This window comes from Protofrankia sp. CiP1_Cm_nod3 (assembly GCF_982290655.1).
Window position 1 is genome coordinate 1 of sequence record NZ_CEVIVD010000074.1, and the last position, 23,244, is coordinate 23,244.

Consider the following 23,244-nt stretch of genomic DNA (forward strand, 5'->3'; position numbering starts at 1 on the left):
GGCACGAGCCGTCCGGCGGGGTGCCGGGTCGGTGGCAAAACGTGACAATATTGTCGATACGTTGTGGACTGCTGCCGTGGATACGGCGGTGGATACCGTCATGGGCGCCGAGGCGACGGCCACGGGGGCCGTGCGTGACGGTGATCGGGAAATCGCCCCTCCCGGGAGCTGTTTCCCTGCCACTTCCTTGCCAGAATGACGCCCAACCGCAGTCCGACAAGGGAAGGTGTCCGCGATGCCAGGTGGATCGACAACCGAGCGGGAGACCGGCACGCTCGAGACCGGCACCTATGCTGACCGGCCGTGGCAGTCGTCGTACGCTGACGGCGTCCCCATCGCGGTCGAGATCCCCGATATCACGCTGGGCCAGATGTTCGAGAACGCCGTCGCGGAGTTTCCCGCGAACCCGGCGATCTCCTTCTTCGGGACGACGCTGACCTATAGTCGGCTTCGCGAGTATGTCGACGCGTTCGCCGGTGGCCTGGCGAGGCTCGGCGTCGTCGCGGGTGACCGGGTGGCGCTCATTCTGCCGAACTGTCCGCAGCACGTGATTGCTTTCTACGCCGTCCTGCGGCTGGGCGCGGTCGTGGCCGAGGCCAACCCGCTCTACACCGAGACCGAGCTGACCCACCAGCTTGCCGACTGCGGGGCCGAGTACGTGGTGTGTCTGGACCGTGCCTACGCGGTGGTGGAGGCGGCCCGCCGCTCCGGCCGGACCATGGTCCGCGAGGTGATCTCCACATCGATTCCCGACTTTCTGCCGAAAAAAGACCAGTTGCTGCTGCGGCTGCCCATTCCGCCGGCCCGCCGGAAACGCGCCGAAATCGTGACGGAGCTGCCCGCCGGCGCCCGCGCCCACGCTTTCCTCGACGTGTACCGCAGTGGCCGGGCCGCACCGGTACGGACGTCGGCGCCGGTGGCCATGTCCGATGTCGCGGTCCTGCTCTACACGACGGGGACGACCGGTCCGGCCAAAGGCGCGATGCTGACCCACCGTAATCTCGTCGCCAATGCCGTGCAGTGCCGGGCGTGGTTCGCCGACGCGCAGGCCGGGCGGGAGGTCGTCCTCGCCCTCCTGCCGATGTTCCACGCGTACGGGCTGACATTGTGCATGACAGTGGGAATGCTGATCGGCGCACACGTTGTGCTCGTACCGAAATTCGACGTGGCTCTGGTGCTCGACGCCATCGCCAGGCATCGTCCGACCATTTTCCCGGGAGTGCCGCCGATCTACCGGGCGCTGCTGGACGATCCCCGGTCGAAGAACGTCGACCTGACCTCGATCCGCGGGTGCATCTCCGGCGCGATGAAGCTGCCCGGTGAGCTGCAGCGGCAGTGGGAGGGCGCGACCGGCACCCCGGTCGTCGAGGGCTACGGCATGACGGAGGCATCCCCGGTGACCCATGCCGGTCCGTTGCGCGGCGAGCTCCGCCCCGGCTGGATCGGCCTGCCCTTCCCGTCCACCGAAGCGAAGATCGTCGACTTGGAGGACCACACGCGGGAAGTGCCGTTGGGGGAGCCCGGGGAACTGCTCATCCGGGGCCCGCAGGTGTTCGCCGGGTACTGGGGGAACCCGGAGGCCACCAGGACCGTGCTGAGCGACGACGGATGGCTGTTCACCGGCGACGTCGCCCAGATGGACGCCGCCGGCTGGTTCGAGATCGTCGACCGGAAGAAGGAGCTCATCATCGCGGGCGGGTTCAACATCTCGCCCAACGAGATCGAGGATGTGCTCGCCGGGATTCCCGAGGTCGCCGAGAGCGCGGTGATCGGCGTCCCGGACGCGTACCGTGGCGAGACGGTGAAGGCCTTCCTGGTGCTGCGGCCCGACGCGTCGCTCACCGTCGACGAGGTGCGGGCGTACTGTTCCGAACGGCTCTCCGCCTACAAGGTCCCGAAGATCATCGAATTCCGGTCGGAGCCGCTGCCGAAGATCGGGATCGGCAAGGTGCTGCGCCGCGCGCTGCGTGACGAGGAGCGGGCAAAGGCCCAGCGGCCGGCCGCCGCCGAGCCGACTGCCGCCGCCGAGCCGACTGCCGCCGCCGAGCCGACTGCCGCCGCCGAGCCGACTGCCGCCGCCGGGCCAAACGCCACCGACGGCAACTGACCGACCGTGGCCCGGCTGGACGCTCCCGGGCCGGCCACCGTCGCGTCCCGCGCCAGGGATCCGCCGGATTCCGCGGCTGGCCCGGTGGCGGGGCGGGTTCGGTGGTAAGAGGAGGAACATGCGAATCCTGGTGGTCGACAACTACGACTCGTTTGTGTTCAACCTGGTGCAGTACCTGGGCCAGCTCGGCGCGGACAGCGTCGTCCGCCGCAACGACGAGGTCGACGTCGACGAGCTGACGACCCTCGGCGTCGCCGGGGTGCTGGTGTCGCCCGGCCCGGGCACGCCGGAGGCGGCCGGGGTCAGTGTGCCGATGATCCGGGCGTGTGCGGCGGCCGGCATCCCCATGCTCGGGGTGTGCCTGGGGCATCAGGCTCTCGGGGTCGCCTTCGGCGCGACGGTCGGCCGGGCGCCCGAACTGCTGCACGGCAAGACGTCCGTGGTGCGCCACCAGGGGGCCGGGGTGCTCGCGGACCTGCCGTCACCGTTCATCGGGACCCGCTACCACTCGCTCGCGGTGGACTGGGCGACCCTCCCGGCGGAGATCGAGGTGACCGCCTGGACCGACAGCGGTGTGGTGATGGCGATGCGGCACCGGGCCCTTCCGCTGGAGGGTGTCCAGTTCCACCCGGAATCGGTGCTTACGCAGGGTGGTCATCTGCTGCTGGCTCGCTGGCTGTCGGTCTGCGGGGACGACACCGCGCTATCGGTCGCGCCGACGCTGTCGGCCGAGGTCGAGACCCTCCGTCAGGCAGCTTTCGCCTGACGGAGGGTGCCGCCCGGCGGGGTCCACCAGATGATCCCTGTCGGGGCTCCGGTGGGTGCCTCGAACGGGACGGCCGTGGGGGCAGCGCCGCTACACCCTGCCAGGGGGGTTGAGCACGTCATCGAGGCCCCGCTTGGAGGGGGTCGGGCTTGGCGACGGTGTCTGGCTCGGTGTCGTGGTGGCGGTCGGTGTCGACGTCGGTATCTCGGTGGCGGCGGGCTGCTGCTGGGCGATGTAGAGCGTCACGGTCGACCCACGGGTCGCCAGGCCGCCGCCGGGGCTCTGGGAGACGACGGTGCCCGTCGGCTTGCTGCTCGCGACAGCCTGCTGGACGACCTTGAAGCCGAAGCGCTCCAGCTCGCCCTTGGCGGGGTCGACGGGCTGGTCCGTCACGTTCGGGACGGTCGCCTGCGCGCTCACCACGTAGATGATCACTTGTTCGCCGGGGGTGATCGACGTCCCCGCCGCCGGGTCGCTGGACTCGACCAGCCCGGCCCGGCGGGTTGTCGCGTCGGTAAAGGCGGAGGTCTTCACCACCAGCCCGGCCGCCTTCAGCTTGGCGGTGGCCGCGGCCTGCGTCAGCCCCGCCACGTCCGGAACGGTGAGGTCACCCGGCCCCTTCGAGATGATGAGGGTGATCTGCGCGCTCTTCGACACGGCGGTGCCCGGGGCCGGCTCGACGTTGAGCACCTGGTCCTTCGGCTCGTTGTTGTCGGTGGGCTTCGAGATGACGTTGGTGAAGCCCGCGGAGCTCAGGCTGTTCTTGGCCGTCTCGTACTTCTGCCCGATGAGGTTCGTCGGGATCGTCGCGGTGTCGGCGGCGGTGTCGTGGCCGTTCCCGCCCCCGCCGCCGAGCATGTTGGTCGCGATGATGGTGACGACAACGAACACCGCCACCACGGACAGGCCGGCGAGGATGTACTTCCAGGCGTCCGAACGTCTTTTCTCCGGCGGTGGCCCGCCGTCGCCCCCCCCGGGGCCGCCGAAGCCGGCCCGGTCGTAGCCGCCGGTGCGGCCGTAGGGGTCGTCCGGGACGTTGTCGTAGGGGCCGCCGCGGCCGCGGGAGATCAGGTGCGTCCCCGCCGTGGCCGTGGGCGAGACGCCCAGCCGGGTGGTGAGCTGGTCGTTGTCGAGCTGGGGGGGAGGGGCGTAGATGGGCCGGCCGGCCAGCGCCCGCTCGAGATCGTCCCGCATCTGCCCGGCGGTGGAGTAGCGGTCGTCGGGATCCTTCTCCATCGCCTTGAGCACGATCGCGTCGGCGTTGGGCGTGATGGTGCGGTCGTGGCTGGACGGCGGCTGCGGGCTCTCCCGTACGTGCTGGTAGGCGACGGCCACCGGCGAGTCGCCGCGGAACGGCGGCTGCCCGGTCAGCAGCTCGTAGAACAGCACACCCGTCGAGTAGACGTCGCTGCGCGCGTCCACCCGGACGCCGCGGGCCTGCTCCGGCGACAGGTACTGGGCGGTGCCGATCACCGCGGCGGTCTGCGTCATGTTGGACGTGGTCGCGGTGGTCGCCCGGGCGATGCCGAAGTCCATCACCTTGACCGAGCCGTCCTGGCACAGCATGACGTTGGCGGGCTTGATGTCCCGGTGGATGATCCCCATCCGGTGGCTGTAGTCCAGGGCGGCGCACACGTCGGAGGTGATCTCCATGGCCCGGCGCTCGGTGAACCGGCCCTCCTGCTGGAGCACGTCCCGCAGGGTGCGGCCTTCCACGTACTCCATCACGATGTACGGGACGGTCGTGCCGTTGATCAGATCTTCGCCGGTGTCGTAGACCGAGACGATCGCCGGGTGGTTCAGGGCGGCCGAGGACTGCGCCTCGCGGCGGAAGCGGGCCAGGAAGGTGGGGTCCCGGGCGAGGTCGGCCCGCAGCGCCTTGACCGCGACCTCGCGGCCGAGCCGGACGTCCCGGCCGCGGTAGACCTCGGCCATGCCGCCGTACCCGAGGACCTCGCCCAGCTCATAGCGCCCGCCCACCAGGCGAGGTTCGGTCCCGAACACCTCAGTCACGACTGCCACCCGTGCTCGCCTTTCCGCTTCCCGGGCCGGTACCCGCGGACGCTTCCCGGACATCTGGTCCGGCCGCGTCCGTGCGGCCGGCCGGGCCGCCGGTGATCCGGCTGCCGTCCGTGACACCGCTGGTCCCGGTCGTACTGTCACCGGTGACGATGCCATCTTCGGATCCGGGCCCGTGCACCGCCCGGGTCAGGGCCGGCGCGCCTTCGGAGGATCCGCTGGACCCGGCGATCGACCGGGTGACCAGCGCGGTGATCGCAACTGTGGCGATCAGTAGTGCTATCAGTACTGGAAGTGGCAGCCGTCGCCTGCCCGCGGACGTCGTGCCCTCCGCGGCCCGGCCGCGGGGCCGCCGTCGCCGGGCCCCCCGCGCGTCCGGCGGCGGGGCGGAGGCCGCGCGGTTGCCGGGCGGCTGGAGCCGGGCGACGTTCGTCGGCTGGATGTCCGGTCGGCTCGTGGTGTCGTAGCTGGCGTCGTAGCCGGTCTCGCGGCCGGTCCCATAGCCGGTGCCGGTGCCGGTCCCATAGCCGGTGCCGGTCCGGGCGTCGGCGCCCGCGCCGGCATAGCCGGCCTCCCGGTACCCGGGGGCCGCGTAGCCGTCCGCCGGGTATCCGCCGCCGGGCACGGGCGGCCGGGGCGGCGTGCCCCAGGCGGCCGGGGGCGTGCCCGTCGGCGTCCCCGGCGGTTCCTGGTCGGGCTGGCGGCCGTCGTGGGCGGCGCCGGCGTCCCAGGACGGCCGGGCATCCCGGTACGGCTGATCCCCTTCGGAGAAGCTGTCGGCCCGGGTGTGCCGGCGGGTCCAGGACGGTGGCCGGTCCCCGCTGGGCCCCGCCCCGCCCGCGGCCGGCCCGGGTGCTCCCGTCGGCCCGGGCCAGCGTCCGGTGGGATCCCCGGCGGGGTCCGGCCGGGGCGCGGGCGGCGGGCTGGTGGCCCGGCGGGTCATGTCCGCGTTCCACAGGTTGCGACGGATCGTGGCGGCGGTGCGGGCGAACGAGCCGGCCGACGACGGCCGTTGGGCCGGGTCCTTGGCCATCGCCGCCTGGACGAGGCTGCGCACCGGCTCGGGGATGTCGGGCGACAGCGGCGGCGGGTCGTCCTGCTGGTGCGCCATCACGACCACGATCGGGTTGCGGTCGTCGAAGGGCCGCCGGCCGGCCAGGCACTCGTAGGCCACCACGCCGAGGGAGTACACGTCGCTGGCCGGGGTCACCGTCCGGCCGGAGGCCTGCTCGGGGGAGACGTAGTAGGCGGTGCCCATCATGATTCCGGTGGCGGTCAGCGGCGCGGCGTCCACCGCGCGCGCGATCCCGAAGTCGGTGACCTTGACCGCGCCGTCGGTCCGCAGCAACAGGTTGCCGGGCTTGACGTCCCGGTGCACGACGCCAAGGGTGTGCGCGGCCTGCAGGGCGTCCGCGGCCTGCCCGAGCACGTCCAGGGTCTTCTCCGGGGACAGGCGCTTCTCCCGGTGCAGCAACGCCGACAGGGGCTCGCCCTCGACCAGCTCCATCACCAGGTAGGCGGTCGGGCGGTCACCATCGGTGACGACCTCGCCGTAGTCGTAGACGGACGCCACACCCGGATGCGACACCCGGGCGGCGTGCCGGGCCTCGCCGCGGAAGCGGACCAGGAACAGCTCGTCGCTGGCGTACTCCGGGCGCAGCAGCTTCACGGCGACGGGACGCCCGAGGGTGCGGTCGAGACCCCGCCACACCTCGCCCATCCCACCGGTGGCGATGCGTCCTTCCAGGAGGTAGCGGCCGTCGAGAACGGTGCCTTTCGGCGAGGCGCCGAAAGGCTGCGCGGCGGCCGGTGAGGCCGCTCCCGCGAACGGCGGCAACGCGTCCCGCCCGTCCGCGGCCGGGACGCCTGGTGCCGGGACGCCTGGTGCCGGGACGCCCGGTGCCGGGGGGATCCGCGGTGCCGGGACGCCTGATTCCGGCAGGCCCGGGCCCGGCCCCGGGACGCCTGGCGGCGGTGGGCCGGTCACTGCCGGACATCCAATGCGGCCTTCATGACCTGTTGGGCCACGGGCGCGGCGACCGCGCCGCCGGTGCCGAACTCCCCGCCGCCGTCCTCGACCACGACCGCGACGGCCACGCTCGGGCTGGCGGCGGGCGCGAAGCCGATGAACCAGGCGTGCGGGGGCTCGTTGTCACCGTGCTCGGCGGTGCCGGTCTTGCCGGCGACGGCGACGCCGGGGATCCGCGCCTTGGTACCGGTGCCGCTGCTGACCACGCTCTGCATCATCGTGTTCAGGGCGGCGGCGACGTCCGGGCTCACGGGGCGTTTGTAGACCTCCGGCTCGGTGCGGCTGAGCGCCTTGAGGTCCGGGCCGAGCAGCTCGGAGACGATGTACGGCCGCATCATCACCCCGTTGTTGCCGATGGCGGCGGCGACCTGGGCCATCTGCAGCGGGGTGACCCGGTCGTCGAACTGCCCGATGGCGGACTGCGCGGTCTGGGCCTTGTCGAGCTGCTGGGGCGGGTACACGCTGGGCACCAGCGGCAGCGGGAAGCCGGGGATGGTGGAGTTGAAACCGAAGGCCTCGGCCTGGGCGCGCAGGGTGTCGTCGGTGAGATCCATACCGAGCTGGGCGAACGCCGTGTTGCAGGAGATCGTCAGAGCGTGGATGAGGGTGTCCGTGTCGCCGTCCCCGCAGCGTTCGCCGCCGAAGTTCGGCAGCACGGTCCTGCTCTGCGGCAGCCGGAGCTGGTCGGGGGCGGCGATGCGTTCCTCGAGCTGGTGCCCGGCGTTGAGCGCGGCCGCCGCGGTGATCACCTTGAAGGTGGAGCCGGGCGGGTAGGTCTCCTGGGTCGCGCGGTTGAGCAGCGGCTTGTCCGGGTCGGTGTTCAGTGCCCGGGCGGCTCTGCCGGCCTCGGCATCGTCGTGGCTGGCCAGCGGTGTCGGGTCGTATGTCGGACTGGTCACCATCGCGAGGATCTCGCCGGTCTTCGGGTCGAGCGCCACGACCGCCCCCTTACGGTTGCCGAGCGCGGTGGTCGCGATTTGTTGGATCCGGGGTACCAGCGTGGTGACGATACTGCCACCCCGTTGTTTGCGTCCGGTCACCAGGTCGGAAACCTTGGAAACGAACAGGCGGTCGTCCTCCCCGGAGAGGATGTCGTTCTGGGAGTTCTCCAGGCCGGCGGAGGTGTACAGGCCGTAGTAGCCGGCGACGGCGGCATACAGTTTCCCGGCCGGGTACTGCCGCTGGTATTTGTACTCGTCGTCGGACGGCACCGAGCTCGCGACCGCCTGCCCGCCGGCCACGCCGATCCAGCCGCGTTCCCGTTCGAACCGTTCGGTGATCTGGCGGGCGTTGTTCGGTTCGTGACGCAGTTCGCCAGCCTGCTTCGCCTGTAGCCAGTTGGCGTTGACCAGCAGGGCGGTGAACAGCACCAGGCAGGCGACGGCGACCTTGCGGATGGGCGCGTTCACGTCGTCCGCACCGCCTGGGTGGGGCTGTCGGCGACGGCGTTCGGGTCGAACAGCGGCGCGGCCGGGGTGGCCGGGCCGGGCCGGCGGTAGGAGTCGCTGATCCGCAGCAGCAGCGCGATGATGGCCGCGTTCGAGACGATCGAAGAGCCTCCGTAGGAGATGAAGGGCAGCGTCAGGCCGGTCAGCGGGATGAGTCGCATGACACCGCCGACCTGCACGAACACCTGGAGGGCGAACGAGGCGGCCAGGCCGGTCGCGAGCATCTTGCCGAACGGGTCACGGGCGCCGAGCGCGGCCCGCAGGCCACGGGTGACAACCAGCCCGTAGATGACGAGGATGGCCATGATCCCGGCGAGGCCGAGTTCCTCACCGATGCTCGCGACGATGAAGTCGGTGTTGGCGAAGGGGACCCGCTGTGGGCTGCCCTGCCCGAGCCCGGTGCCGGTGATCTCGCCGGCGGCGAACCCGAACAGGCCCTGCACCAGCTGATACGAGGTGCTGGTGGGGTTGTCGCCGTCGAACGCGTGCAACCAGCCGTCCACCCGGACCTGGACGTGCCCGAACAGGTGGTAGGAGATGACCGCGCCGAGCGAGAACAGGGCGAGCCCGATAAGCACCCAGGACGCCCGTTCGGTCGCGACGTAGAGGATCACCAGGAACATGCCGAAGAAGAGCAGGGACGAGCCGAGGTCCTTCTCGACGACGAGGACGCCGAGGCTCGCGAGCCAGGCGACGAGCACCGGCCCGAGGTCCCGGGCGCGCGGGAAGTGGATCCCGAGGAAGGACCGGGAGGCCACCGAGAGCACCTCGCGTTTGTTCACCAGGTAGCCGGCGAAGAAGACCATAAGAATGATCTTCGAGATCTCGCTGGGCTGGAAGGTGAACGGCCCGACCCGCAGCCACAGCCGGGCGCCGTTGATGGTCGCGCCGAACACCGGCATCGCGGGCAGCACCAGGAAGACCAGGCCGACCAGCCCCGCCGTGTAGGCGTAGCGCGACAGCGTCTTGTGGTCCCGGATGACCGCCAGCACCAGCACGAAGACGACGAGCGCGAGCAGCGTCCATATCATTTGTAACGGTGCGACGCCGGACGGTATCTTTCTGCCGGCCTTCTCGGCGGCTTCCACCTTGGCCAGGTCCAGCCGGTAGATCATGACGAGGCCGAGGCCGTTGAGGGCCGCGACCAGCGGGAGCAGTACCGGGTCGGCGGCCGGCGCGAACCGGCGCACGGCCAGGTGGGCCACCCCCCACAGCGCGCTGAAGCCCAGGCCGTAGACGAACACCGACGTGGTGATCTTTCCGTCGACGGCGAGCACGACGGCCGCCAGGGCGGCGGTGGCGAGCAGGCCGGCGAACAGCAGCAGGGAGAGTTCTCGCCGACGGTACGGCGGCAGATGGACATCGGCCGGTATCGGGAACCGGGCGAAGGTTCCCGTGAGATCGACCGCCTTGCCGCGAAGCGGAGGGAGAACAGTCATCCTGTCGGCGTCATCCAGGCGTCGAGACCGGCGGGGCCGCTGGGATGGCCGGGTTACAGTTCGAGACAGGAGTGGTGGCGCAGAGTGCCGATGGGCTGGTGACAGCGCCCAGGGAGCCCTGAGCGTCCCCGGCGTTCTTCTCCCCGTCGCTGCCCGCTGGCGTCGGCGCCACCGTCGGTGCTGTGCTGGCGTCGGCCGGGTGCGTGGCGGGGAACTGGGCCCGCAGGTTGGCGACATAGCGCTGGATCTCGCTGAGACTACTGGCAGAGTAGCCCTTCTCCACCTGCAGCTTCCCCTCGTCGTTGAGATCGCTCAGCGGTATGGAGGGCTCCTTGAACCGGTGCAGAGAGAAGCCGGCGATGCTCCCCTCGACACCCTCGAAGATCGCTACCTGGTCGCCGTCGACCCCGACGTAGTACCGGTTGTGCAGGTAGAACCAGCCGCAGACGGTCACGATGGCCAGGACGATCACCACGCACAGGATGATGAAGGCCGGCCGGGGCGGCGACCGCCGGGCGAGCGGCTGCGTGTCCTCGTCCACCACGCTGTCGGAGCTCTCGGCACGCGGCGCGGGGCCGTGCCGACCGATTCGCGCGCCTCTGGCGGCCGGGGAGTCCTGGTCGCCGTACCGGGGGTTCGGCCCGGTACGGGCGGCCAAGGCTCCCGGCACGGCCTGCTTCTCCGCGGCGGCACCGGCTACGAGCGGGCTGGTGTCCTCGCCGTCGTCCTCGACGACGTCGGCGACGACAACGGTGATGTTGTCCGGCCCGCCGCCCTTGAGCGCGAGCTCGACCAGCCGGTCGACGGCCTCCTGCGGCGTCGGCAGCAGCAGCGCCTCACGGATGGTGGTTTCCGTCACAACGCCGGACAGCCCGTCGGTGCACAGCAGATAGCGGTCGTCCGGGATCGCCTCCCGGATGGACAGGTCCGGCTCGACGTCGCGGCCGTCGAGCGCACGCATCAGTAACGACCGTTGGGGATGCGTGTCCGCCTGCTCGGCCGTGATCCGGCCCTGGTCGACGAGATCCTGCACCAGGGTGTGATCGTGGGTCACCTGGTTGAGCACCTCGTGCCGCAGCAGGTACGCCCGGGAGTCGCCGACGTGCAGCACCCCGAGATGGGTCCCAGCGAGCAGCAGGGCGGTGACCGTGGTGCCCATGCCCTCCAGCGCCCCGTCCTGGACGGACATCTCGCGCAACTGGTTGTTGGCCTGGTGCACCGAGTCGGCCAGCACCTCCAGGACCGCGCCGCTGGTGATGTCGTCGTCCAGGCCGGCCAGCTGGGAGATCACGGTGGAGGAGGCGACCTCCCCGGCCGCGTGGCCGCCCATTCCGTCGGCCACGGCCAGTAGCCGAGTGCCCGCGTAGGCGGAATCTTCGTTGCCTTCCCGGACGTGGCCGACGTCCGAGCGAACGGCGTAGTGAAGCCTAAGGCTCACCGGTGAAGCTCCAGGACGGTTTTCCCGATCCTGACCGGCGCGCCGAGAGGAACCGGCATGGGACTGGTCACTTTCGTGCGGTCGAGGTAAGTACCGTTGGTCGAGCCCAGATCTTCGACGAACCACTGGCCGTCGTGGGGGACGAGTCTTGCATGTCTCGCGGATGCGAAGTCGTCCTCCAGCACCAGAGTCGAGTCCTGTGCACGTCCGATGGTGACAGGCGCCGGTCCGAGCGGAAGAATCGTCCCCGCGAGATGTCCCTTCGTGACGACCAGCTTGCTCGGTGTGCGCGCCCGCCGGCTGGCGGGCGCGTTCTGCGGGCCGGCCGGCGGCGGTGCCGGACGGGCCGGGTGCGCGGGCACGGGCGCCGGCTGGGCCGCCGCTCCGTGGCCCAGCCCCTGGACGTTCTGCCGTTGCCGTTTCGTCGGCCCGAACATGTCCGCGCGCACCGCGCGGACGGCAGCCAGGACGAACAACCACAACAGCGCCAGGAAGCTGATTTTCACGACCAGGAGGACCAGGTCGCTGGGCTGGGATCCGCTCACGGCGTCCTACCAGGCGTGCTCGTTCGGATCCGCCGCCCCCGGCCCAGCGGGACGATCACCGTAGGGATCCCGGTCCTGCGGACGCCGGCCCTCCCCAGGGGGGACCCGGCCCGGACGCTGGGTGTCCTGCTCGTACAGGTCGGCGTCGTCCGGCCGCACCGGCGCGACACCGTGCCGTGGGTCGCCGCCGCGCCGTGGGTCGCCGCCGCGCCGTGGGTCGCCGTAGCCGGGCTGGCCGCCACGACTGGGCGCACCCGGAGGCGCACCCGGGCCGTAGCCGCTCGGCGGAGTACCGGGAGGCCGGCCGCCGGACTGGTCGTACGGGTTGCCGCCACGGTACTGGCCCTCCCTCTCCCCGTACGGGTCGTCGTAGCGGGAACCGCCACCATACGGATCCCCCGGCCGGCCTCCCGCGGGCTGGCCCCTGACCGGACGTCCGCCACCCTGGTACGGCGGTTCCGCGGGCGGGGGCGGATAGCCGCCGGGGGAGCCACCTCTACGCGGGTCATCACGATACGGGTCGTCACGGTACGGGCCCGCCGGCGCGGGCGGGTAGCCGCCGGGCGGGCCGCCACGCCGCGGCTCACCCCGATAGGGATCGCCACCACGGTACGGGTCGCCCCGGTAGGGATCCGCCGGCGGGGGGGCAGGCGGGTAACCACCAGGGGGGACACCCTGGCGCGGGTCACCACGGCGGGGATCGGCAGGCCGTGCCCGCGGGTCGCCAGAAGGAGCAGGCGGCGCCGAGGCGGGGGGATACCCACCCGCCGGGCCCGGTGGCGCGCCCGCGGGGACCGGCGCGCCCGCCGGGACGCGCCCGGCGGCCCGGCCCCTGTCGGCGCCCCGTGGATCGTCCCGCCGGAAGGTCAGGATCGTCGCGCCCAGTTCGATCTGATCACCGCTGGCGAGCTTCACCTGGCTGGCGGCCCGGCCGTTGACGATGCTCCCGTTGGTCGAACCATGATCAACGTAGACGAACTGCCCGTCGGGCATCCGACGCACCTCGCCGTGCCGGCGGGATACCCCGGTGTCATTGAGACGGATATCACATTCCACGCTGCGGCCGATGACCGTGACCTCGACGTCCAGCGGGTACTCACGCTCCTCCCCGCCGACCCGGCCATCAGGCCCCGGCCTGGTCGAGACGACAAGCCGAGGAGCCCCCGGCGGCATCGGCCGCGACCGCCCCGCCGCACGCCTGCCAGCCACCGCGCCCGGATCGGCCGCGGCGACACTGCTACGGATACGGAACACCCCGACATCGAGATCGCCAGCCTCGGCCAGCCGCACCCCCACCGGCCCCACGAACGTGTACCGCTGCTCGGCGGCATGCTCCCGAACCATCTCGGCCAGCTCGTCACAAAGCGCTCGCGTATAAGGAGCGAGCCGGGCGAAGTCGCTGGTGGCAAGCTCGACCGCGAACTCGTTCGGGACGAGCACCCGGTTCGCACTGGTGGCACGCCGGTCATCGGTCTCACGAGCCAGCGCGCTTGCGATCTCGACCGGCTCGACACCGCCCTTGAAGACCTTGGCGAAGGCGCCCTCGACGAGGCCGCCCAGGCGACGCTCGAAGCGCTGCAGCACGCCCATCTCGGCCTCCCCTCCTCCCCCGGCCTGCTACCGGCACTGAGATCGTATGCTTCCGGTTGAGCACCGCCCACGTCTCGGGCGGCTCGGATCGCGTGATAGCGTGATAGTCGCACTCGGGCGAGTGGCGGAATGGCAGACGCGCACGGTTCAGGTCCGTGTGTCCTGACGGACGTGGGGGTTCAACTCCCCCCTCGCCCACGAGCTGGCTCATGCTGGTCGCCCCCTGGGGGGGGCTTCCCCGGGGGCCGAGATGTCTGCCGGGGGGCCGAGCCCCCCGGCACCCCCCACGGTTCTGGGGTTGGGGTTGGGGTTGGCGTCGGCGAGCGTGATCGGTAGTAGTCGACGCTGACGCCGGCTAGCAAGCGCGAGCTCCTCACGGCGAAGTTCTGGCGCGCGCCGCCCTACGCAGATCGCCGACTGGGCCGGCGCGGCGGACCTGACGCTCGACGACGACGAGCTTGCGACCGTCGCCGCCGCGATCGAGTGCTCGGGCGCCGGCGAAGGCCCCAGCCAGCCGCTGTTGCCCATCCGTCCCTGAAAGACCTTTCATGTATACCGTCGCGGTTGCGTTCGGCGTCCCCACGGCATCGGCAAGTTCGAACAGCGCGTCGCTCCGCCGGGCCGGGCAGCGGTAGAACTCCCCTCGGAGCCGACCCACCACATTCGGGTATTCGACCGCAGGGACGTTGTGGGCCGAACTGTCGCGCCGCGGCCTTCTGTTTGATCATGGTGTCCTTGGCGGGAAGCAACGGTCAACAGGAGGTCGTTTCATGCCATGACGACACGCCGGAACATCCCTGATCATCATCACCTATCACGAAATGTGACCGAAAGAGGTCAAAGTGACAAGTTGAAGGTAAGAGTCCGGTAGCCTGGAGTGCCGGTTATCGTGGCGCTGACTAAGATGAGGGGAGTGGCACCTTCTGGAACGGCCGATTTACGGGAGCTGCTGACGGCGGTGGAACGCGCCGCTCCCGCCGACGCGGTGCACGCGGTGGCGGGTGAGCTGGCCCGGATGATCGGCGCGTTTGGGGTCTCCTTCCTGATCGCGGACTATGCGGGCGGTTATCTGGTGCGGTTTCCCGATGGGGACGGGGCGGGCGGAAACACGATGGAACGGGTGTCGGCGGACGACACCGTCCACGGGCGGGTGTTGCGGACACAGCGGATGCGGGTGTACCGGTCCTCGGCCCGGACGAGTGTGTATGTGCCGGTCACGGCCCGCGGTGAGGCGATCGGGGTGCTCGAGGCACACCTGCCTGCCGGTGCCACCGAGGATGCTGTCGAGACCGTCGCCGCCACGGGGCATGCCCTGGCCTACATCGTGATCACGAACCGGCGGTACACGGATCTGTTCGAGTGGGGCCAGCGTTCCGTCCCGCTCGGGCTGGCGGCGGAGATCCAACGGCGGTTGCTGCCGGAGTCGTTCACCTGTGAGGGTGCGCAGGCGACGGTGGCCGGCTGGGTGGAGCCCGCGGGATCCGTGGCCGGGGACACCTTCGACTACAGCTTCGGGCGTTCCCAGCTGTATGTGTCACTCACCGACGCGATGGGACACGAGCTGGCGGCGGCGCTGCTGGCGACCCTGCTGGTGGGCAGCCTGCGCAACGTCCGCCGTGGCGGTGGGGATCTCGCCGAGCAGAGCGTGCGGGCGAACACGATGATGGCGGCGCACATTCGGCCCGACCAGTTCGTCACCGGTCTGCTGCAGCGCCCCCTCCTCACGATCGAGTTCGTTCTCTAGCAGCCGGAGGCTGCTGTCGGGCAGGTTCCCGGTGTCCCGCCAGAGCAGCAGTTCGTCCCGCTCCGCCTCGATCATGGTTCTGCGGACGTGACCGAACACGGCGCTGGCGCTCTCGGCTGCGAGGCTGGCCGTGGTGTCCACAGCCAGCGCCGCGAGGATGTCCTCGCTCCGTCTCCTGCGGATGTCCGCGATGTTCCGCAGCCGTTCGACGATGTCCTCGGGGACCGACTCGCGGTTCTGGAGCGACTCCAGCGCTCGCAGCCCCGCGTCCGCCGCCGCGATCCGTGCCCGTGCGCGCAGGCGCTGGTCCTCGTCCAGGTCGGGTCGTACCCCCAGCCACCGCAGCAGCGGGCCGAAGGTGAGTCCCTGACCGACGAGTGTGACCAGCACCGTGACGTACGCGCAGAACAGCAGCAGGTCGTGCTGCGGGAAGGGGACGCTGCCGGCGGACGGTGGCAGCGCGAAGACGGCGGCGAGGGAGATCACTCCGCGCATGCCCGTCCAGGACAGAGCGGTCAGTTCACGGCCGGTGAGGTTCGGGTGCGGCGAGAGGATCCGCAGCCGCACGGGCAGCAGGGTGGGCAGCAGCAGCCACAGGGGGCGTAGCAGCACGATCGAGGCGGTCGTGACCGTCGTCGCGGCGATCACCGTGCTGACCGGATACTTCTGGATGTTGTGGAGGACGGCCGGCAGCTGCTGGCCGATGAGGAGGAAGACGAATCCCTCCAGCAGGAGGTCGACGAGGTGCCAGACGGCCACGGCGTGCAGGCGCGCGGGCCCGGACTGCAGCCGCCGTGACCGGTGGCCCAGGACCAGGCCCGCGACCACCGCGGCGAGGACGCCGGAGCTGTGGGCGGCCTCCGCCGGCAGGTAGGCCAGGAACGGGGTTGCCAGCGAAAGGGTGGTCTCCACCACCGGTTCCTCCAGCCGGCGACGGACCAGCCCGACGATCCAGGCGACGGCGAGGCCGAATGTGATCCCCCCGGCGAGGGCCAGGACGAACCGTCCCACCGCGGACGGCACGTCGAAACCCCCGCCGACCAGCGAGGCCACCGCCACCGTGTACACGGTCAGAGCCGTCGCGTCGTTGAGGAGGCTCTCCCCTTCGATCACGGTACGCAGCCGTTCGGGCAGGCCCACCCGCCGTCCGATGGACAGCGCCGAGACCGGGTCCATCGGAGCCAGCGCGGCGCCGAGAGCGCAGGCGGCCGCGAATGACAGACCGGGCACGACCACTGCCAGCAGGTAGCCCGTGAGAAGAGCGGTCGCTATGATCAACAGGACGGACAGTGAGATCACGGTCCGGAGGTTCGCGCGGATCCCCGTCAGGCTCGAGTTCAGTGCCGCGGAGTACAGCAGCGGCGGCAGGACCAGGACGAGGACGACCTCGGAGTCCAGTGCGATGTTCGGACCGGGCAGCAGGGCGTACAGGATGCTGGCGGCGACGAGCAGGACCGGCGCCGGCAGGCCGACCCTCTGCGCGGCCAGGGCTGCGAAGATAATCATTCCCGCGCCCAGCAGCCCGTAGGCGACGTCGACCAGCACTGTCCACTCCACCCTCCGGCATCCGCCGTGTCCGTCGTCTACCTGGACGTCCGGATGAATTCGTCACGGGTCCGTGTGAGATCGACGAGTTCGGGACCGGCGTAGGCCCGCTCGCCGGTCGTCCGGCACGGCGCGCGTCCCCGGTTACGACGCGGACGCGGCGGATCGCGGATCCGTCATGCGGAAGGAATTCCCCTGGGAGCGGGTGGGGGCCGGCCGGTGGCACACCAACGCCGACTACGTTTCGCCGTCGGCCGCGCCGTTCACGAGCCAGGACTCCACGTCGCAGGCACGCCACAGGCTGAAGTGGGGGACTTCCTGGACGGGATCGGGAAAGTCCGGTCGACGGGAGAGGAGCCGGGCCCGTTGCACGGAGATGCCCAGCCTCTGGGCGATGTCCCCGGTCGTCCACAGTTGTTTGCCGCCCATTCCACCACCGTACGGCAATACGGCCGGCTCACTCCCGCGGATGCGCGGCATGGGCACGGGCCGGCCGATCCCGATATAGAAATAAATGGAATGAATTCTTGCGGAATGCATCCATCCGCACTCCTCGGTCTCGCCGGTGGCCATGATAAGCAAGATCCATGTTGCTTGAAGTGATTGAACTTTCTACCATGAGTAATAGCCAGCTTGTCCGCTGTCGGATGAGGTGCCGGTCGGGAAGATCCGTTTCTCTGGCCGTGCACCGGGCAGCGCCCGCACCATTCCCGACCTCCGACAACCGGGAGGAAGCACACGGTGGCAGTCGGGAGGTTCCTGCGCGAGGCTGCGACCTCGTTGACGACGCCCCTTCTACCTGACGACTATCTGGGCCTGATCGATCCGCTCTGGTCCCACCGGAGGCTACGCGGGCGGGTCGAAGCCCTCCGGCCGGAGACCGCCGACGCCGCGACCATCGTGATCCGCCCTGGCGCGGGCTGGAAGGAACATCGTGCGGGCCAGTACGTCCGGGTCGGCGTGGATGTCGACGGCGTGTGGCAATGGCGTCCCTACTCGGTGTCCTCACCGCCTGGACGTCCCGGCGGCACATTCTCGATCACCGTCAAGATCCTGGTGAACGGGCGGCTGTCCCCCTACCTCGTCGAGCGGATCCGACCCGGTGCGATCGTTCGCCTGGAACATCCCCAGGGGCAGTTCGTGCTGCCCCGGGCCTTGCCGGAGCGGTTGCTGTTCGTGACGGCCGGCAGCGGTATCACACCGGTCATGTCGATACTGCGCGGACTTGCGCTCGGCGACGAGATGCCGGACGTGGTTCTCGTGCACTCGGCTCCGACACGGGACGCCGTCATCTTCGGTGAAGAGCTACGGGAGCTGGCCCGCCGCTTCCCGGGCCTGCGGCTGCACGAACGGCACACCCGGACCCGGGCGGGACGGCTCACCATGACCGAGCTGGCCACGGTCTGCCCCGACTGGGCCGAACGGGCGGCCTGGGCCTGCGGACCTCCGGGGCTGCTCGCGGACGCCGAGGCCCGGTGGCGCCGGGCGGGGATCGCCGACCGGTTGCGGGTGGAGCGTTTCCGCCCTGTCACGGCTTCGGAGGGTGGTGCCGGGGGCCGGGTCCGGTTCGCCAGGAGCGGTCGGGAGGTGGACGCCGACGGCGACGCCCCGCTGTTGGTGGTGGGGGAGAGCGCCGGTGTCCTCATGCCCAGTGGCTGCCGTACGGGCGTCTGTCGTAGCTGTGTGGCACGGCTCCTGTCCGGCCGGGTGCGGGACCTGCGCACCGGCCGGGAACACGGCGACACGGATGATCATATCCAGACGTGCGTGTCGGCCACGGCCGGCGACATCGAGATCGATCTGTAGGAGGGATGAGTATGGCAGGCACGACACAGCTCACCGCTGTGGATGTCGAGGAGTTCGGTCGTGCGCTCGACCGGCTCCGCGAGGAGATCCTGGCGAGTCTGGGGGAGGGCGACGCCCGCTACATCCGCCGGGTGATTACCGTTCAGCGGAGCCTGGAGGCGGGGGGACGGGCGGTCATGTTCGCCTCCCTGCTGCCCCCGGCGTGGCTGGCGGGCACTGCGATGCTGGCCACCGCCAAGATCCTGGAGAACATGGAGATCGGGCACAACGTTCTGCACGGGCAGTGGGACTGGATGCGCGACCCTGAGATCCACTCCACCGTCTGGGAGTGGGACTCCGGGTCTTCCGCCGAGCAGTGGAAACATTCCCACAACTATGTGCACCACACCTACACGAACGTTCTCGGCAAGGACCGGGACATTGGCTACAGCGCGCTGCGGGTCCACCCGGAGCAGCCCTGGCATCCCCTCTATCTCGCCCAGCCGCTGTACAACCTGATGCTTGCAGTGGTCTTCGAGTGGGGAATAGCGATCTACGACTCCGAGCTCGAACGCGCCTGGCGGGGCGAGAAGAACTGGGCCGAGACCCTGACCCAGCTGTCGACAGCGCTGCGGAAGGGAGGACGTCAGGTGCTCAAGGACTACGTGGCCTTCCCGCTGCTCGCCGGCCCGGCTTTCCTGCCCGTTCTGTTCGGTAACCTCACCGCCAACACCATCCGCAACGTCTGGGCTCATATGATCATATTCTGTGGTCATTTCCCGGAAGGAGCCGAGGTTTTCACCGAGGAGCAGATCGAGGGGGAGACCCGCGGCGAGTGGTACCTGCGGCAGATGTTGGGCTCGGCCAACATCGAGGGCTCCGCGTTGTTCCACATCCTGACCGGGAACCTGAGTTTTCAGATCGAACACCACCTTTTTCCCGACCTGCCCAGCAACCGGTACGCCCAGATCGCGCCGGAGGTACGCGCCCTGTGCGCACGTTTCGGCATTCCCTACAACACCGGCTCGTTGCCGCGGCAGACGTCCAGCGTGTGGAAGCGCATTCTGCGGCTGGCGCTCCCAGGCCCTGCTCGATGGCCTGTCGATCTCGGTGATGACCGCGCCCACCGGTCCGAGCACGCACACGCCCACCGCATCCCCGCCGAGAGTGTGGTGTGAGATCCGCGCCCGGGAGCGCTCGAGCTCCTCGAAGTCGAGCCTCCTCGAAGTGGGCATCGCCAACCCGACCGGCGGGCACGTGGCGCGGATCGGCGGGCGTGGCAGTGCACAGCGGTCCGGGCCGGTTGGCGAGTCGGTAGATTCACGGGGGTGACGAGCCTGGAACGTCTTCTCGACGAGCGGTTGGGCGCGGCCTTCACGGCCGTTGCCGGCGAAGAGGCTGCCGGCGAACAGGTCGATCCCGCCATCCGGCGGTCGCAGCGGGCGGACTATCAGGCGGACGCGGCCCTCTCGCTGGCTCGCCGCCTTCGTCGCAGCCCGCGTGACATCGCCGCCGAGGTGGTCAGGACCGCCGAGCTCGACGACCTGTGCGAGACGGTCGAGGTGGCGGGGCCGGGGTTCATCAACCTGCACCTGGCCGCGTCCGCGCTGGAGCGCCTGCTCGGGGAGATGCTCGACGACGAGCGGCTGGGCGTCGCGCCGGTGCCCGAGCCCGAGGTGGTCGTCGTCGACTACTCCGGGCCGAACGCCGCCAAGGAGATGCACGTCGGCCATCTCCGGTCGACGATCATCGGGGACGCCGCGGTGCGGCTGCTGGGCTGGCTGGGCCATCAGGTCGTCCGGCAGAACCACATCGGGGACTGGGGCACGCCGTTCGGCATGCTGGTCGAGCATCTGCTCGACGTCGGCGAGTCCGAGGCCGCCCACGAGCTCTCCGTCGGCGACCTCAACGCCTTCTACAAGGCCGCCCGGGTGAAGTTCGACGCGGACGAGGCGTTCAAGGAACGTTCCCGGCTACGGGTCGTCCAGCTCCAGGCCGGCGACCCGACGACACGCCGGCTCTGGCACGTCCTGGTCGGCGAGTCGAAGACGTACTTCCTGACCGTCTACTCCCAGCTCGGCGTGCTGCTCACCGAGGCGGACTTCCGCGGGGAGAGCTCCTACAACGAGCAGTTGGGCCCGGTCGTCGACGAGCTGGCCGAGCTGGGGCTGCTGCGGCTGAGCGACGGCGCACTGTGCGCCTTCCCGGAAGGGTTCAAGAACCGGGATGGTGAGCCCCTGCCGCTCATCGTGCGCAAACGGGACGGCGGCTACGGGTACGCGACCACCGATCTGGCGACGATTCGTCACCGGATTCGCGACCTGCACGCGACCCGGCTGCTCTACGTGGTGGGGCTGCCGCAGTACCAGCATTTCGAGATGATCTACGAGGTGGCCCGGGAGGCCGGCTGGCTTCGTGAGCCCGTACGGGCCGAGCACATCGGGCATGGGTCGATCCTGGGCGCCGACGGCAAGATGCTGCGGACCAGGGCCGGCGACTCCGTGAAACTCGTCGCCCTGCTGGAGCAGGCCGTTTCCCGGGCGGCCGACGTCATCGCCGTGAAGAATCCCACGCTGGACGCGGAAACCCGTGCGCAGGTCGCCCAGGCGATCGGGACCGGTGCCGTGAAGTACGCGGACATCTCGACCGACCGGTCGAAGGACTATGTCTTCGACCTGGACCGCATGCTGGCTTTCGACGGCAACACCGCACCCTATCTGCAGTACGCCCACGCGAGGATCTGCTCGGTGTTCCGCAGGGCCGGGCTGACCTATCCGGTCGCCGCCGCCGACATCCGGGTCGACGAGCCCGAGGAACGTCATCTCGCGATTCATCTGCTCAGCTTCGGCGACGTGGTCGAGGGCATTGCCGACTCGCTCGAGTTCCACCGGCTGGCGGGTTATCTCTTCGGCCTGGCGGCCGCTTTCACGAATTTTTACGAGAAATGTCCTATTCTCCGTGCCGAGGAGCCGGTCCGCGTCAGCCGGATCGCCCTGTGCGATCTGACCCGGCGTGCCCTCGCGACCGGCCTTGACCTGCTCGGGATAACCGCGCCCGAGCGGATGTGACCGGATTTTCCGACCACCGGCACCAGCACCGGCACCGGCGATGCCCCTGCCCCCTGCCCTGGCTCCTGGCCGGCCCCTTGCCGCGGTTCGGCCCGGGGCCGGCCATGGGCGCGGGCCTGTCACGGCTGGCCGGCGGCGACCGGCTGCCGGGCGGGCAGGTGCGCTTCGGGGCGGGCGAGGTAGTAGCCCTGCACGAGGTCGCAGCGCAGGCCGACGAGCGCGGCAAGCTGCTCCGGGGTCTCCACCCCGTTCGCTATGGCGGTCATGCCCAGGACGTGGGCCAGCTGGATGACGGCGGCGACGATGGCGTAGGAGGTGGGATCGTCGGTCAGCCCGCCGATGAACCGGCGGTCGATCTTCAGGCCGTCGAGCGGCAGGCCGCGCAGCCGGGTCAGGGACAGATGCCCGGTGCCGAAGTTGTCGACATAGATGGCGACGCCGAGGGCGCGCACGGCCTGTAGGGCCGCGGTGACAGTCTCATCGTCGTCCACCAGGGCGCTCTCGGCGATCTCGAGGCAGAGCTGGTAACGGTGATCGGCGTTGGTGGCCCGCAGGAGCGCCTCGATGCCGGGCAGGAAACCGGGGTCGGTGAACTGGCGGATGGAGACGTTGACGCCGATGCGCGGCGGGGGTGCCGGTGCTGGGCCCGCCATCCAGGTGGCCGCCCAGGCGGCCGCGGCATGACAGGCGGTGTGCAGGGCCCACCGGTCCAGCTGGACGACTATCCCGGTCTCCTCGGCGAGGGAGAGGAACGCCTCGGGGTGCAGCAGGCCGCGTTCGGGATGCTGCCAGCGCAGGAGGGCCTCGGCTCCGGCGGCCTCACCGTCGACGCCGACGACGGGCTGGTAGTGCAACCGGAGATCGTCCGTGCCAGGGGCGTTGCGCAGGTCGTTCTCGATGGTGAGCCTGTCCAGGGACGCGTGCCGCATGCTCTCCTCGAAGAGCAGGTAGCGGCCGCGGCCCTGGTGCTTGGCGCCGTACATGGCGATGTCGGCGGCCTGTAGCAGGCCGCCGGGGCCGGGGATGTCCGGCCCGGACAGGGCGACGCCGACGCTGGCGCTGACACTCACCTGACATCCGTCGAGGATCATGGGCTCGGAGAGGGCGGTCACGACCCGTTCGGCGATGGCGCACAGGACGGTTTCCGTCGTGATCTTTTCGCAGACGACGGCGAACTCGTCGCCGGAGAGGCGAGCGACGGTGTCCCCGGGCCGGACAGCGCCCCGCAGGCGGGTGGCGACCTCGCACAGCAGCCGGTCGCCGATGTGATGCCCCAGTGAGTCGTTGACGCCCTTGAACCCGTCGAGGTCGACGAACAGGAGCCCGGTCCGGCGCTGCCGGCCCTGCTTCGACAGGCCCCGCTTCCGCCGGCCCCGGGCGGGCCGGTCCCGCGCCGGCTGGTCCTGCTTCAGGGCCGCACCGAGCCGCTCGAACAGCCCGGTGCGGTTGGCCAGCCCGGTGAGCTCGTCGTGCAGGGCACGGTGGTTGGCGTCGCGTTCGACCTGGTAACGGATGGCCGCCGCGCTCAGCACGGCCGCGGCCGTCCGCACGAACTCGATCTCGTGATCGGTGAACGCACCGGAGCTGGAGCCGGCCGTGCCGGTGGCGTCCGCCGCGGGCACGGCCGGCCCTCCCTGCCGCCCCGGGGCCGGCCGGGCCGAGAGCGGGTCCGGGGCGGCGGCGGTTGGGGGGATGCCAGCCGTGGGGATGCCAGCCGGGGG

General features: G+C 70.5%; 16 protein-coding genes, 1 tRNA gene and 1 pseudogene. 8 read left to right on the forward strand and 10 right to left on the reverse strand.

The genetic code is table 11. From position 1 onward, the window contains the following. The 3 genes from AC5LUJ_RS14955 to AC5LUJ_RS14965 all read left to right on the forward strand — a co-directional run. A partial coding sequence (locus AC5LUJ_RS14955) for a hypothetical protein (RefSeq protein ID WP_493465131.1) occupies window positions 1–199 on the forward strand: 199 nt, incomplete at its 5' end. A gap of 36 nt (window positions 200–235) precedes the next feature. Beyond that, complete coding sequence (locus tag AC5LUJ_RS14960; RefSeq protein ID WP_250282947.1) at window positions 236–2,107, forward strand: AMP-binding protein; 1,872 nt, start codon at window positions 236–238, stop codon at window positions 2,105–2,107. A 118-nt stretch (window positions 2,108–2,225) separates the two neighbouring features. Further along, on the forward strand, window positions 2,226–2,873 hold the full coding sequence (locus tag AC5LUJ_RS14965; protein WP_250282945.1) for an aminodeoxychorismate/anthranilate synthase component II: 648 nt from the start codon (window positions 2,226–2,228) through the stop codon (window positions 2,871–2,873). A 90-nt stretch (window positions 2,874–2,963) separates the two neighbouring features. On the opposite strand, the gene pknB is transcribed toward AC5LUJ_RS14965, so the two are convergent. The 7 genes from pknB to AC5LUJ_RS15000 form a co-directional block, all read right to left on the reverse strand. After that, complete coding sequence (gene pknB / locus AC5LUJ_RS14970; RefSeq protein ID WP_250282943.1) at window positions 2,964–4,895, reverse strand: Stk1 family PASTA domain-containing Ser/Thr kinase; 1,932 nt, start codon at window positions 4,893–4,895, stop codon at window positions 2,964–2,966. Continuing rightward, entirely contained in the window at window positions 4,879–6,729 is a 1,851-nt protein-coding gene (locus AC5LUJ_RS14975; RefSeq protein ID WP_493465135.1) for a serine/threonine-protein kinase, read from the reverse strand. The genes pknB and AC5LUJ_RS14975 overlap by 17 nt, the downstream gene beginning before the upstream one ends. A 146-nt stretch (window positions 6,730–6,875) precedes the next feature. Continuing rightward, window positions 6,876–8,330, reverse strand: coding sequence for a peptidoglycan D,D-transpeptidase FtsI family protein (locus tag AC5LUJ_RS14980; protein ID WP_250282754.1), 1,455 nt, complete (start codon window positions 8,328–8,330; stop codon window positions 6,876–6,878). After that, a complete protein-coding gene (locus AC5LUJ_RS14985; protein WP_250282756.1) occupies window positions 8,327–9,808 on the reverse strand; it encodes an FtsW/RodA/SpoVE family cell cycle protein in 1,482 nt (493 codons plus the stop codon). Before AC5LUJ_RS14985 ends, AC5LUJ_RS14980 begins: the two co-directional genes overlap by 4 nt. A 10-nt stretch (window positions 9,809–9,818) precedes the next feature. Then, the gene (locus AC5LUJ_RS14990) at window positions 9,819–11,246 is read right to left on the reverse strand and encodes a PP2C family protein-serine/threonine phosphatase (protein ID WP_250282757.1); all 1,428 of its coding nucleotides are present in this window, start codon (window positions 11,244–11,246) and stop codon (window positions 9,819–9,821) included. After that, window positions 11,243–11,791 carry an FHA domain-containing protein FhaB/FipA gene (locus AC5LUJ_RS14995; protein ID WP_250282759.1) on the reverse strand — a complete coding sequence of 183 codons (549 nt, stop codon included), beginning with the start codon at window positions 11,789–11,791 and terminating at the stop codon, window positions 11,243–11,245. The genes AC5LUJ_RS14990 and AC5LUJ_RS14995 overlap by 4 nt, the downstream gene beginning before the upstream one ends. 6 nt (window positions 11,792–11,797) lie before the next feature. Beyond that, window positions 11,798–13,381 carry an FHA domain-containing protein gene (locus AC5LUJ_RS15000; protein ID WP_250282761.1) on the reverse strand — a complete coding sequence of 528 codons (1,584 nt, stop codon included), beginning with the start codon at window positions 13,379–13,381 and terminating at the stop codon, window positions 11,798–11,800. Window positions 13,382–13,496: 115 nt separating this feature from the next. On the opposite strand from AC5LUJ_RS15000, the gene AC5LUJ_RS15005 reads away from it, so the two are divergent. Beyond that, a tRNA-Leu gene (locus AC5LUJ_RS15005) sits at window positions 13,497–13,579 on the forward strand. A 970-nt stretch (window positions 13,580–14,549) separates the two neighbouring features. Beyond that, a pseudogene (locus AC5LUJ_RS15010) lies at window positions 14,550–15,029 on the forward strand (serine/threonine-protein phosphatase); the annotation flags it as partial. Here the strand turns inward: AC5LUJ_RS15010 and AC5LUJ_RS15015 are convergent. Together AC5LUJ_RS15015 and AC5LUJ_RS15020 are read right to left on the reverse strand one after the other, a co-directional pair. Continuing rightward, a complete protein-coding gene (locus AC5LUJ_RS15015; protein WP_493465132.1) occupies window positions 14,916–16,682 on the reverse strand; it encodes a Na+/H+ antiporter in 1,767 nt (588 codons plus the stop codon). The pseudogene AC5LUJ_RS15010 and the gene AC5LUJ_RS15015 sit on opposite strands and share 114 nt — an antisense overlap. A gap of 225 nt (window positions 16,683–16,907) precedes the next feature. Further along, the gene (locus AC5LUJ_RS15020) at window positions 16,908–17,243 is read right to left on the reverse strand and encodes a helix-turn-helix transcriptional regulator (protein WP_445548186.1); all 336 of its coding nucleotides are present in this window, start codon (window positions 17,241–17,243) and stop codon (window positions 16,908–16,910) included. Between the two features lie 168 nt (window positions 17,244–17,411). On the opposite strand from AC5LUJ_RS15020, the gene AC5LUJ_RS15025 reads away from it, so the two are divergent. The 3 genes from AC5LUJ_RS15025 to argS all read left to right on the forward strand — a co-directional run bounded on the left by AC5LUJ_RS15025 (window position 17,412) and on the right by argS (window position 21,523). Continuing rightward, complete coding sequence (locus AC5LUJ_RS15025; RefSeq protein WP_250282766.1) at window positions 17,412–18,476, forward strand: ferredoxin reductase; 1,065 nt, start codon at window positions 17,412–17,414, stop codon at window positions 18,474–18,476. An 11-nt stretch (window positions 18,477–18,487) separates the two neighbouring features. Next, entirely contained in the window at window positions 18,488–19,633 is a 1,146-nt protein-coding gene (locus AC5LUJ_RS15030; RefSeq protein WP_250289566.1) for a fatty acid desaturase family protein, read from the forward strand. A gap of 150 nt (window positions 19,634–19,783) precedes the next feature. Then, window positions 19,784–21,523 carry an arginine--tRNA ligase gene (gene argS, locus AC5LUJ_RS15035; RefSeq protein ID WP_493465133.1) on the forward strand — a complete coding sequence of 580 codons (1,740 nt, stop codon included), beginning with the start codon at window positions 19,784–19,786 and terminating at the stop codon, window positions 21,521–21,523. A gap of 119 nt (window positions 21,524–21,642) precedes the next feature. Here argS and AC5LUJ_RS15040 read toward each other — a convergent pair. Next, a partial coding sequence (locus AC5LUJ_RS15040) for a putative bifunctional diguanylate cyclase/phosphodiesterase (protein WP_493465134.1) occupies window positions 21,643–23,244 on the reverse strand: 1,602 nt, incomplete at its 5' end.

What these genes read in the sequence shown, in the direction of transcription:
- AC5LUJ_RS14960 (WP_250282947.1), top strand. Translation starts at nt 236, where the DNA reads ATGCCAGGTGGATCGACAACCGAGCGGGAGACCGGCACGCTCGAGACC.
- AC5LUJ_RS15020 (WP_445548186.1), bottom strand. Translation starts at nt 17,243, where the DNA reads ATGGCCACCGGCGAGACCGAGGAGTGCGGATGGATGCATTCCGCAAGA.
- AC5LUJ_RS15030 (WP_250289566.1), top strand. Translation starts at nt 18,488, where the DNA reads ATGGCAGGCACGACACAGCTCACCGCTGTGGATGTCGAGGAGTTCGGT.
- AC5LUJ_RS15000 (WP_250282761.1), bottom strand. Translation starts at nt 13,381, where the DNA reads ATGGGCGTGCTGCAGCGCTTCGAGCGTCGCCTGGGCGGCCTCGTCGAG.
- AC5LUJ_RS14965 (WP_250282945.1), top strand. Translation starts at nt 2,226, where the DNA reads ATGCGAATCCTGGTGGTCGACAACTACGACTCGTTTGTGTTCAACCTG.
- AC5LUJ_RS14985 (WP_250282756.1), bottom strand. Translation starts at nt 9,808, where the DNA reads ATGACTGTTCTCCCTCCGCTTCGCGGCAAGGCGGTCGATCTCACGGGA.